The following is a 12,695-nucleotide window of genomic DNA, read 5'->3' on the forward strand; positions in this document are numbered from 1 at the left end:
CGTCATACAACTAAGAAACTCCTTTTTTACTGTCTAGATTATATGTAGCATTATAGATTCCTATTTTGGCCTCCTTTCATCGATGCCGATTTTTTGATTAAAATAATGATTGACTCCGTACCATAGTACAGGGTGCATGATTAGAAATGAGGAGGGATTCAATGAAAGGTTTAACCATAAGCGAAGTGGCGAAAGGGTCCTATGTTAACATTGAAACCATTCGATACTATGAAAGGCGTGGATTGATTCCGCAACCTCCTCGAAACGATTCAGGCTACAGAATGTTTGCCGAGCAGACGATTCAGGACATTCAGTTTATCAAACGGGCTCAGGATTTAGGGTTTACTCTTGACGAGATTAAACATCTTCTGGCTGCGAACAACGGGGAGGAGGAGTTTCATTCGGAGGAAATGCACGACTTCGCATCAAGTAAAGCCAAAGAAATCGAAAAAAAGATATCCGATTAACCGAAATGAAATGGTTGTTGGAGCGGTTGGTGGAAAAATGTCCTGGTTCCGGAGTTCCGAAAGATCAGTGTCCGATCATGAAAAAATTATCCCAAGGAGCGAATTGACATGGCTAAAACCTTAGTCGAAGTATTTACCGCCGGCTGTACGGTATGTGAAGGCGCTGTCCGGCAAGTAAAGGACTTGGCTTGTTCTAATTGTGAAGTTGTGGTTTATGACTTGAATAAAAAATGCGACACAAACGAATGTGAAGACAAAGCTAAAGCATATGGTGTGAAATCCGTTCCGGCCGTTGCTATCAACGGCAAGTTGGTGGAGTGCTGCAGCAATAACGGAATAAATATACAGGCTTTAAAGGCGGCGGGATTGGGCAATAATTAAGCAAACCGCAAGGGTGAGTATCTCACCCTTGCTTTTGTTATCCAGCAAGTCGATGGGTATAATACCAAAAACGACAGGAGGATATCTTTTGAACCGGAGCATATCAAACAAAGAAATGACGATCTCCTATATTATGGCCATTACATTAATTATGGTGATGGTTACGTCGTCGCTTATATTAAAAGACCGTGAAATTATTTTGCCTGAAATTGCGGCAATGGCGATTGCCATGTGGGCATATCGGGAGCCGGGATGGATCAGACAACCATCAAAGATTTTTCTTGCTCCATCGATCACCGCTATACTCGGTTTTGCAGTAAACCAGTTAACTATAGGATATTTGGAAAAAGTCATCCTCACTCTGCTTCTTATCATGCTGTTTTTTCGATTGTTTAAGTCTAGCCTGGCTCCAGCCATTGCAACAGGATTGCTGCCGCTGGTGATGAACGCCAACGAATGGACGTTTATCATATCGGTTATTGTTTTTACGTTGATTCTGATGCTTGGGGTTCTTTTATTTGGATTACATAGAGGTTTAGATCAAAAAGTCAAAACAGAGTACAAATATATGCTCGTGTTCTTGGTGCTCAATTTGTTGTGGATCGGTTTATGCTGGTTGTTTGGCTACCCTCGACTTGCGGTAATACCGCCAATTCTGGTTGTTGTATATGAGACTCTTCAGAAGCCCGTGTATAACGAAAAGATGGCTTTTAAGCAAGGGCTTGTATTGACGATATCAGCTACGGTGGGAACGCTGTTGTACTTTGCGATCGATTCGCGGATATTGGCAACGCTGTTAGACATGATCCTGATGATTGCTTTGTTGCGTCTTGTCGGCATCCGTATGCCGGCAGTTTTCGCTTTTCCATTGCTCCCTTTTGTGTTTCCTGAGGAAATTGTAAGCGTATTGCCATTAGGAACATTGGCCGCATCGATTTTCCTGTTTGGATCTGTATTGGCATACAAAAAGTTTGAGATGAAGCAACGCGGAAACGTAATGCAAGTGTGACAGAAGTAGTGCAAGGCGGCCGCTCGCATCGGCCGCCTTGTTCCAGATTGATTATTTTCCTCTTTTTGTGTAGAGCAGAAGGAATTTAAAGCAGATAACAGAGAATAGTGAATATGTCGAACCCTCTTGTTTGATACGATAGGGAAGAAGCTTCATGAGTGAACGAAAGGGGGCATTTCGCTTGAGAGAGAAAAAAATCAGGTGGGGTCTTATCCTATTGTTGTCAACAATCGGTCTGTTGGCCGGGTGCGCCGAAAAGAACGCTGGTCCGCTATCACCTGACGAAACGGATACAGGCAAGCCCGTGACAGAAAAGACAACGCTCACGTTCTGGCGAAATTCAGGGAACAATGCTGAAAACTCAGCCTACGATCAATTAGTCGCACGGTTTATGGAGGAAAACCCCGACATCACAATCGAGATGAGCCCGATTCCGTACTCCGACTATGATACCAAGCTGCGAACCTCCATCGCTTCCGGGCAGCCTCCGGATATTATGAGTATTGATGCGCCGAACATGGCCTCTTACGCCGAAGCCGGAGCACTGCTGCCGCTGACCGATTATTTTAATTCGGACGGCCACATTGAGGATATTCCGCCATCGACCCTGTCTGCCTATACCTATAAGGACGATATTTATATGGCGCCGTTAATCGAGTCGTCGATCGCGCTCTTCTACAATAAAAAGATGTTTGAGGCCAAAGGTATTCCGTATCCTTCCAAAAACCCGGAAGAACCGATCACATGGAGTCAAGTGTTGGATGCCGCGCGAGAACTGACCGAACCGGATAAGGGCATTTATGGGATCGATCCGGCACAGGGATTCCAGAATGCCGGAGCGACCGCTTATTTTAAATATCCGATTATCTGGCAATTCGGCGGCGAAGTGATGAGTCCTGACGGCACGACAGCAAAAGGATACCTGGATTCGGCGGAAACGAAAAAAGCGATTCGGTTCTATTCGGATCTGTATAACGCGCATAAAGTTTCAGCATTGGAATATCCGCCCGATCCTTTTCCGAGCGGCAAGCTGGCCATGACAATCGACGGTTCCTGGTCGCTGTCCCACTATGCCGCCAACTTCCCCGAGTTCAAGCTGGGAGAAGATTATGATGTAGCCCCTTTGCCGAAAGAAACGAAGCAGGCCGTAGCGAACGGGAGCTGGGCGCTCGCCATATCGTCCGAGAGCAGCAATGCGGAGGCTGCGTGGAAATTTGTAAATTTCGTAACGGGATACGAGGGGCAGAAAATGTATGTTTCCATGACGAAAGATATTCCGGTACGCTACTCCGTAGCCAAGGAAATCGGTGAGTTGAATGAATATCCGATGAACATCTTTGTCATTCAGAATCAGCGCTTCGGTCGGTCACGTCCGGTTACACCGATATTCCCGCAGATGTCCGAGGCGGTAAACAAAGTGTTTGAGGAAGTTACGATCGGCAAGCGCGGTATCGATGAGTCTGTGGCTGAAGCGATCAAGAAAATCGATGCAGCTTACTCGCTTTTGGAAGCCCAGAAATAGTTATAAGTATTTAGGAAGCAAGATTCTTCAGGGGGATTGTATGTTCTACTCGCTGCGCAGCAGATTGATGATGGTATTCTCCATATTGCTGATCGTACCGTTCACTACAGTCATCTTTATATTAAGCCGGGAGTCCTCCGAATTGATCCGGTCTTCGATCGAGACCTCGACTTCACAGACGATCGACCAATTCGCATCCCATGTCGTCACCTTGCTGACGCAGGTGGAAGATATCGGCACACAGGTCATGAGCAATCGGATAACCCAGGAATGGGCTGCCCTGCAGCTAAATCCGGAGAGCCCGGTTGAAGAGCGCGTCCTTGCCAAGCAAAAGCTCCGGGAGTATTTCTCGTCTTACGCGATCAATAACTCGAACGGCATAACCCTCAGCGCCTTCACCGATTCTACGGGCGGCTTGTGGACGCAGGACAAAGACTACATTCTGACCGAGTGGTATTCGCAATATCGGCAGTACGAGCGAAGGTGGACGAATGCGCACAAAGACAAGGATCAAGCCGATCAAATTTTAACCGGCCGGGATGTAAACAGCTTTCTCTTGCCCTTGGTGCATCTTCAGTCGCTTCGGGAGATCGGTTTCGTCAAAATCAATTATCCGACCGATGTATTGCGGGACGCGATCGAAAAGATCGGTTTCGGTAAAACCGGGAAGGTTTATCTGCTCACCCAGGATGGGACGAGCGTTCTGGGACAGGATCTCGCCGACAACCGGGACGTTCTGCGCAACGGATTAAGCCAATTGGAGCAGCGGTTCGAAGGCAAAACCAGCGGTATTTTCCCGATTGAGCAGAACGATGTCGCCTATCTGTTATTTTTCCGCAGGCTGCCTGTGCAGGATTGGATCATTGTGGGCGAAGTTCCCGAAAAGGAGTTGTACCAGCAAATCAGCGACACCACGCGCATGCTGCTGCTGCTCAGCGTACTTCTCCTGGTCGCCGTTATTGTTGTCGCTTTCTTGCTTTCCTTCGGTATTACAAAGCCGCTGAGCGCAATGGCCAGGGCCATGAAGCATGTCGAACGCGGGGAGTTCGGGCGAGCGAGGCAGAAGATGCCGGAAGCAAGGGCGGGTCACAGCGAGATCGGCTACGTGACACGGACGTTTGAAAATATGACGGAGCGTCTGCGCTATTTGATCGAAACGGAGTTTGAGACCAATTTGCGCCGCAAAAATGCGGAATACAAGGCGCTTCTGCTTCAGATCAACCCCCATTTCTATTACAACACGCTCGAGATCATCGGCGGACTCGCGGCGGCGAAGCGGGAGGAGCTCGTTATGGACGCCACCGAGGCACTGGGTAAAATGATGCGGTACTCCCTGAATCTGGACAGCGACATCGTTATGGTCAAAGAAGAATTGGATTATATACGGGATTATTTGTTTATCCTCCAGTTGAGGTACGAGGATCATCTGCATGTTGCCATCGAAGAAGACCCGGCGGCCGGTGAATGGATGATCGCCAAGTTCATTTTGCAGCCGCTTATCGAGAATGCGGTCAAGTACAGTCTGGAGAAGGAAGGCAAAGCCTGCATATCGTTAGAGACGCGGGTTGTCCAGGACCGGTTGTCGCTGGCCGTAACGGATAACGGCATCGGCATGCCGCCGGAGCTGGTCGACAGCCTTTTGGCAGAAGTGGGCTCCGGTGAATCGATCCGCATCCTGGATAGCAGCGGACACAGCATCGGCTTGCGGAATGTGCTGGCCCGTTGCCGGCTGTTTTACGGCGAGCAGTTCACGCTGCAATTGGAATCCGAACTAGGCCAAGGTACGGCCATCACGTTGCAACTGCCCTTGGTAAGGAGCTGAGCTGATGTTCAGAGTATTGCTGGTCGACGACGAAGCGGGTGTGCGAAACAGTATAAAGGCCAAAATCAATTGGGAGGCGGCAGGCTTCCAAATCGAATACGAGGCGTCCAACGGAGAGGAGGCGCTCCGCATCCTGAACGGCCAACCGCTGCCGGACCTGGTTATGACCGATATCCGCATGCCGCAGATGGATGGGATTAACCTCATTAAAGCCTGCAAGGAAAGGTATCCTCTGATCCGAACCGTTGTCCTGTCCGGATATTCCGATTTCGAATATACCAAAGCGGCAATCCAGCTGGGTGTGAAGGATTACTTATTGAAGCCGGTCGTGCGCAGCGAGTTGTCTGATCTGTTGTCCAAGCTGGCGCTTGAGCTGGAGGAAGACCGGCATCAACAGCAGCGCAAGCAGATGGACCGGATTCAGAGCCGGCAGCAGCTGCAGATTCTTCAGGAGCAGTTGCTGCTGCAGCTGGTCAACAACGAAATGTTTAGCCTGGCCGCGGTGAAAGAGAGAATGTATCAGCTCCAGCTGTCATCGCTGGCGGCAGACAATCTCTATATGCAGTTTGTGACCATGGAGATGCGTGTTCCGCAAGGGCGGCTCGGTGAGTGGCATGACCGGAAAGATTTGCTTCAATTGTCCTTTCAGATGATGGGGAGGGAGTTGGCGGAGAAAGAGGGCCGGATCTTTCCGTTTCAAGACGTGAGCCAGCCCGCGATGCTGCATTTTCTCTTTTTGCTTGACGACACCAGGGCGTTTGATGATTTTACAGCCAGGTTCGTCCGGGAGTTAAAGCGTAAAATCAAGCAATATCTTCGGCTGGACAGCGTCGTCGGGATCGGGGAGCCTTTCCAAGGCTTGAACCGGATCAAGAACGGCTATGCTTCGAGCATGCTTTCCTGGAGCCAAAGTACGATTGAGGAGACCGCCGCCAACGGAGACAAACGAACATTGGAGCTGACGAACGCCTTCACACCGGAGTTGGAGCGCAAGTTGATGCTGGCCCTCGAGAATCTGGATATCCGGGCCTTTACCAGGCAGGTGCATGCTCTTTTCACCACGGATCGCGATACACCGATGATGTCCTTCACATTCATAACGTTCCGGATTATCCTGTTGTTCATCGCGATTGCCAAAAAGTTCGAGCTTGGAAATTCGCCGCTGCAAAAGCATCTGTTCAACTGCCAGATGACGGTGTGGGATCACCGTTCCCGGGAGCAGGTGCTGGAGCAGTTGGATGAATTGGCTCACTTGGTCATGGACGAAGTGAAGAAGACAAGATTTGCAGGGGGACAGACGCTGGTTGAAGCCATACGCAAGTATGTGGATGAAAACTATTCATATGAGTTGACGCTTTCATCGCTTGCCGAGATGTTTCATTTAAATGAAACCTATTTGTCCGGGTTGTTCAAACAGAACGCAGGCATTACCTTCAGCGACTACGTGACGAAGCTTCGCATGACGAAAGCCGAGCAGCTGCTGGGCGAGAGTGAATTGAAACTTACGGACATTGCGACATTGGTGGGGTATTCCAGCTCCAGTTATTTCAGCACATCCTTCAAGAAGTATTACGGGATGAGCCCGAAGGAATATCGGGAGCAGGTCATAAACAAAAAGTAATCTATTAACGTTGTCGAAGTCCCCGGGATCCCGGGGGCTTTTTTGGTGCGACCCGAACAAATTGAAACTGCACAACAGAGTAAAGTGAATTCTTTTCGATCCGAAAATCGGTACAATGACACATGACTAATACCGGAGTGGAGGTCCTTCGTTTCATGAAGCAATCGTTTTCACGTCGCGGATTTACGCTGGTTGCCGCTATTGCATTTGCAGTTCTGCTCATATCGGCAGCAGCCCTCAAGGAGCAGTGGCAGAAGAGGGAGATAAAATCGTTCGCGCTTCCCGCCGGTTTCAGCTATAATCCCAGGCCGGATTATTACACGGAGAAATTTCGCCCGCAATACCATCTGTCGCCGGAGACAGCGAATATGAGCGATCCGAACGGCATGGTGTACTTCGAAGGGGAATACCACCAGTTTTACCAGCGCAGCGGCCAGTGGGGGCATGCGGTCAGCAAGGATTTGGTACATTGGGAGCAGCTCCCGCTGGCGATTGCCAAGGATGAGCTTGGCGATATCTGGTCCGGAAGCGCGGTCGTCGACTGGCAAGATACGAGCGGCTTTTTTGGCGGCAAGCCGGGGCTCGTTGCGATCTTCACCCACTTCAAGAACGGTCTTCAGTCGCAAAGCATTGCCTACAGCTCGGATAAAGGGCGGACGTGGACGAAGTACGAAGGCAATCCGGTTATTCCGAATCCCGGCGTAAAGGATTTTCGGGATCCGAAGGTGTTCTGGTACGAGCCGACAGGCAAATGGGTCATGGTCGTTTCGGTGGATAAAAAGGTATGGTTCTATAATTCGCCGGACCTTAAGACATGGGAGTGGACCGGCGAGTTCGGTCCGGGGAACGGTTCACATGCCGCGGTTTGGGAAACTCCCGACTTGTTCGAGCTGCCGGTCGAAGGAATCTCGGAGAAGCGGTGGGTGCTGACGGTCAGTCTCGGGAACAACACACAGACCAAGGGTTCCAAAGCCCAATATTTCATCGGCTCCTTCGACGGCAAGACGTTCAAGAATGACAATCTGCCGGCCGTTAAGCTGTGGACCGACTATGGCAAGGACTTTTATGCCGCCATGTCCTACTCGGATATTCCGCAAGAGGATGGCCGTCGGATATGGCTGGGCTGGATGTCCAATTGGCGTTACCCGTTCGCCATGCCGACCGGCGTGTGGAAGGGGAATATGTCGCTTCCTCGCGAGCTTCGGCTGCGGGACATTCCGGGAGAAGGGCTCCGCATGATTCAAGAGCCGGTTGAAGAGTTGGCGATGCTGCGAGGCAAGCCCAGGAAGCTGAAGAAACAAACACTTGTACCGGGGGACAATCCGTTCGAGGCCTTAAAAGGCACTTCCTACGAGGCGGAGATGACGTTTGCGCCGAGCGGGCAGTCCGGCGCTTTCGGCATCAAGGTCAGAAAAGGAAGCGGGCAGGAGACGGTCATCAGCTATGATTCTGCAGCCCGAGAGCTCGTATTGGACCGTACGAAATCCGGCGAAAGCTCCTTTGAGCCGAACTTTGCGGAGCGGATGACTGCGCCTCTGAAAGTCAGGGACGGCAAAATCAGGCTGCGGATTTTTGTGGACGACTCGGCGGTGGAAGTGTTCGCGAACGACGGAGAAGCCGTCATGAGCGCGATTGTGTTTCCGGACCCGCTCAGCAACGGATTGGAGCTCTTTGCGGCTGGCGGCAAGGTTGCGCTGGACAAAGCGGTCTATTATCCGATGCGATCCGTATGGCGCGATGAGGATCCCGATGACACCAAACCGAAGCGCGTATTGGTGAGTGATAACATCCTGCAACTGACTGAAGGAGATGTCCGGAGCCTGACGGCCGCCGTTGTTCCGTACGGAGCGAAGCAGCAAGTGAAGTGGGTGTCCGGCGATGAGTCGGTCGTGGCGGTGCAACAGCGCGGGTACACGGCTGCCAAGGTAACGGGGATCAAAGAGGGGAAGGCGGAGCTGACGGTGACCAGTGAGGACGGAAGCGCGGTCAAGTCGATCAACGTATTTGTCGCCAAAGAGTAAACTCTGAACATATTGCATGTTTCCATCTGAAGAAAGTGAAATCAGTTTCTGAACGAATTTGTTATAACCATGATAAAAGCAACTCGGGGGTTAACTGTGAGGACGAAATCGAAGTGGATGATGGCCGCGGCACTCAGTCTCCTGTTTTTAATGATCCTGACTGTAATCACGGTGCTTGCCTTTAAGGAGCAAGAAAGCGTCGCGGCGGCGGATTATGAATACGCCGGCTCGTCCCGTCCCGCAGACGGGAATGTACTCCAAGCGGAGGATACCATTACTCCAAATACGACGGCTGTGCCGATAGGGGAATGGGAAGGCCGCCGGAATGTCATGCGCTGGGAAGAAGGCGATGTCATGGAATGGGATGTGAATATCGCCGAAGCATCCGCTTACGAGCTATCCGTCGGTTACTATCCGCTCGAAGGGAATGGGCAGGATATCGAATTCCAACTGTTGGTCGACGGCGAGCGGCTGACCGGGAACGGCGAGCCTTTTGAGCTCAACCGGGTCTGGCGCGATGAGAGCGGCGCACTGAAGCAGAGCCGCGGCAATGACCTGCGGCCCAAGCAAGTCGAACAGCCTATGTGGCTGGAAAGTAAAATCATTCAGCCGGGCGGCCAGGGCGGGCCGCTTCTAATGGAGCTTTCGCAAGGCAAACACCGTATCCGGATCGAGAACGTTCGCGAATCGGCAGTGGTCGACTACTTGCAATTGACTCCAGCCAAAAACCTTATTGATTATGAGGCTTACCGCGCGGAACAACAATCGAAAGCTGCAGCGTCCAAGGCTTCCAACGATCTTATGGTTTCCGTCCAAGCGGAACGGGCGTATCTGAAATCGTCTTCCGGACTGTTTCCAACGATGGACCGTACGAGCCCGCTCACCACTCCTTACGATCCGGTGAAGTTGCGGGTCAATACGATCGGAGGCAGCAACTGGGATACCCCGGGGCAATGGATCAGCTGGCAGCTCGAGGTGCCTGAGGACGGCTGGTACAAAATCGGATTCCGTTATCGTCAGAACGATGTCAAAGGTTCTTTCGTATCAAGAAAAATCTATATCGATGGACAGGTTCCCTTCAAGGAGTTGGGGAACGTCCGCTTCCCCTACGACCTGAATTGGGCGGTCAAAGAGCTGGGGGAAGAGACCGGAAAGCCGTATTACTTCTACTTAACGAAGGGTGCCCGCGAAATCAGGCTTGAGGTCACGCTGGGCGAGCTGGAACCTTCGCTCCGATCGGTGAAGGATCTGATTGCCGAGCTTCAGTCGATGTACCGGGAAATCGTGATGGTGACAAGCGCAAGACCGGATCCATACCGCGACTATGAGTTGGAGAAAGCCATTCCTGATCTGCTGCCGAGATTCGAAAGCTTGTCCGGCCGCATGCAGGAGGAAGCCAACCGGCTGGATTCCTTGACGGGAAGCAATAATCCGGGCTCGCGCTCGCTGATGCTGCTGGTTCGTCAGGTGAACAGTTTCATCGGCCGGCCGGATACGATTCCAAAGCGGCTCGACAGCTACAAAACGAATTTAACGGGTTTGGCCGACTGGATGCTCACGGTGAGCATCCAGCCGCTGGAGCTTGACTACCTGTACGCAGCATCGCCCGAACGCAAGCAGCCCACGGCCGAAGCGAGTTGGCTGCAGAAGGGCATACATGAACTGAGGGCTTTCGCGGGCTCCTTCTTCGAAAACTACAACTCTCTGGATGACAGCCCCGGGGAAGCGAAATCCGTTGAAGTCTGGACGGGACTGGGGAGGGACCAGGCCTATGTCGTGAAGCGGTTGATCGACGAATCGTTCACGCCCGAAACCGGCATTGAGGTCGAGTTCAATTTGGTGGAGAACGCCTTGGTTGTAGCGGTTATGGCAGGGGAGGGGCCGGATGTCAACCTGCTGACCAGCCGCGGCGACGCCATGAACCTGGCGATACGAGGCGCGTTGGCTCCGCTGGACGGCTTCGAAGGGTTCGGGCAACTGCCGGGACAATATATGCCGTCTGCCTTCACTCCTTATCAATACGAAGGCCGTACGTATGCGATACCGGAAGAGCAGGAATTCTTCATGATGTTTTACCGGGAAGATATTCTGAAGGAGCTGGGCGTCGAGCCGCCGCAGACCTGGGAAGAGCTGCTTGAGATTGCGCCGAAGCTGCAGATCCGCAATATGCAGATCGGGCTCCCGTACGAGAACCTGGATGCTTTTCAGCTGCTGAGCCGCGGCATGGGGACCCTGAATCTGTTCCCGTCCCTGCTGATGCAGAACGGCAGCGGGCTCTATAACAAGGAATTAAGCGAAACCCGTTTCGATGAGCCCTCGGCCTATCGGGCGTTCAAGCAATGGACCGATTTCTACATGCTTTACGACTATCCGCTCTACAAGGACGATTTCAACCGATTCCGCACCGGCGAGATGCCGATCGTCATATCCGGCTACAAGCTGTACAACAGGCTGGTCAAGGCGGCACCCGAGATTGCGGGCACATGGAAGATGGTCCCGATTCCAGGCGTCAGGCAAGCCGACGGAACGGTCAATCGTGCGACGGGGGCGACCGGAACGGCGGGCATTATACTGAAAAAAGCCGCCAACAAATCGGATGCGTGGACATTCCTGCAATGGTGGAACCAACCGGAGATTCAAAGCCGCTTCGCCAAGGAGCTGGAGAACGAATTGGGCGTGCTGGGCAGACGGATGCCGGCCAATCTGGAAGCCTTTGACTCGACCAATTGGAGCCGTTCGGAGCAAGCCGCGCTTTTGGCGCAATGGGGTCAAGTGAACGAAATTCCGGAGCTCCCGGGCGGGTACTACACGTCCCGCAATATCGACAACGCCTTCCGCAACGTCGTGTTCAATCTGGAGAATCCGCGCGAGAGTCTGTTCTACTGGAATAAACAAATCAACGAAGAGATCAAACGCAAACGGTATGAATTCGGGGTGGGTGATTGAGATGAGAACGGCAGCCTCCGCGCTAAAGAAACATCGTGAAAGTTATCTGTTAATGGCTCCGTACATGATCTTCTTTATCCTGTTCACCATTCTGCCTGTGATTTTATCGGTTGTCATGGGTTTCACTTATTACAATCTGATCGAACCGCCGAGGTTCATCGGCTGGTATAACTACATTCGGCTTTTCCTGGACGACGATATTTTCATCATTGCGCTCAAGAATACGATGCTGTTCGCGTTTATTACCGGCCCGATCAGCTACGCGCTCAGCTTTATTGTCGCCTGGATCATCCATGATTTATCCCGTACGCTGCGGTCCATCGCAACCGTTCTCTTCTATATCCCGACCATCATCGGGGTTTCCGTCTACCCCATGTGGAGGCTGATATTCAGCCCCGATGCCTATGGCTATCTGAACGGGACGCTGATGAAGTGGGGTTTTCTGCGGGAGCCGGTTGCGTGGCTGATCGACCAGAACCAGCTGCTGGTCATTCTGATCATCGTTCAACTGTGGATGAGTATGGGAATCAGCTTTCTGGCCTTCGTTGCCGGCTTGCAAACCATCGACGGAAGCTTGTATGAAGCGGGTGTGATGGACGGGATCAAAAACCGCTTTCAGGAGCTGTGGTACATCACGCTGCCTTCGATGATTCCGCAGCTGGTGTTCGGCGCCGTCATGCAGATCGTCATCTCGTTCAGCGTCGCCGATGTCTCCATCCAGCTGGCGGGATTCCCAAGCACCGAGTATGCGGGGGAAACGATGGTTACGCACATTATGGATTACGGCAGTATTCGCTATGAGATGGGCTACGCTTCTTCTCTGGCGGTCGTCCTGTTCGTCTTGATGGTTCTGACCAATCGGATCGTGACCAGGCTGTTGAATAAAGTAGGCATCTAATCGGGAAG

General features: G+C 51.9%; 9 protein-coding genes. All 9 read left to right on the forward strand.

Going from position 1 to position 12,695, the window contains the following annotated elements; translation table 11 throughout:
- Positions 1-161: 161 nt before the first annotated feature.
- The 9 genes from RWM61_RS12845 to RWM61_RS12885 all read left to right on the forward strand — a co-directional run bounded on the left by RWM61_RS12845 (position 162) and on the right by RWM61_RS12885 (position 12,687).
- Positions 162-467, forward strand: a complete 306-nt coding sequence (locus tag RWM61_RS12845) for a MerR family transcriptional regulator (protein WP_314001343.1) — start codon at positions 162-164, stop codon at positions 465-467.
- Between the two features lie 108 nt (positions 468-575).
- Positions 576-848, forward strand: coding sequence for a thioredoxin family protein (locus RWM61_RS12850; protein WP_314001344.1), 273 nt, complete (start codon positions 576-578; stop codon positions 846-848).
- Positions 849-936: 88 nt separating this feature from the next.
- On the forward strand, positions 937-1,857 hold the full coding sequence (locus RWM61_RS12855; protein ID WP_314001346.1) for a hypothetical protein: 921 nt from the start codon (positions 937-939) through the stop codon (positions 1,855-1,857).
- Positions 1,858-2,161: 304 nt separating this feature from the next.
- Complete coding sequence (locus RWM61_RS12860) at positions 2,162-3,379, forward strand: sugar ABC transporter substrate-binding protein (RefSeq protein ID WP_314001349.1); 1,218 nt, start codon at positions 2,162-2,164, stop codon at positions 3,377-3,379.
- Between the two features lie 40 nt (positions 3,380-3,419).
- A complete protein-coding gene (locus RWM61_RS12865; protein WP_314001351.1) occupies positions 3,420-5,201 on the forward strand; it encodes a histidine kinase in 1,782 nt (593 codons plus the stop codon).
- A 4-nt stretch (positions 5,202-5,205) separates the two neighbouring features.
- Positions 5,206-6,822, forward strand: a complete 1,617-nt coding sequence (locus tag RWM61_RS12870; RefSeq protein ID WP_314001353.1) for a helix-turn-helix domain-containing protein — start codon at positions 5,206-5,208, stop codon at positions 6,820-6,822.
- Between the two features lie 155 nt (positions 6,823-6,977).
- A complete protein-coding gene (locus tag RWM61_RS12875; RefSeq protein ID WP_314001355.1) occupies positions 6,978-8,843 on the forward strand; it encodes a GH32 C-terminal domain-containing protein in 1,866 nt (621 codons plus the stop codon).
- 96 nt (positions 8,844-8,939) lie between these two features.
- Positions 8,940-11,789, forward strand: coding sequence for an extracellular solute-binding protein (locus RWM61_RS12880; protein WP_314001356.1), 2,850 nt, complete (start codon positions 8,940-8,942; stop codon positions 11,787-11,789).
- Position 11,790: 1 nt separating this feature from the next.
- Positions 11,791-12,687, forward strand: a complete 897-nt coding sequence (locus tag RWM61_RS12885) for a sugar ABC transporter permease (protein ID WP_314001358.1) — start codon at positions 11,791-11,793, stop codon at positions 12,685-12,687.
- Positions 12,688-12,695: the final 8 nt, after the last annotated feature.

Origin of the sequence: uncultured Paenibacillus sp. (assembly GCF_963515335.1) — a bacterium.
In the GTDB taxonomy this organism is placed as follows: Bacteria; Bacillota; Bacilli; order Paenibacillales; family Paenibacillaceae; genus Paenibacillus_I.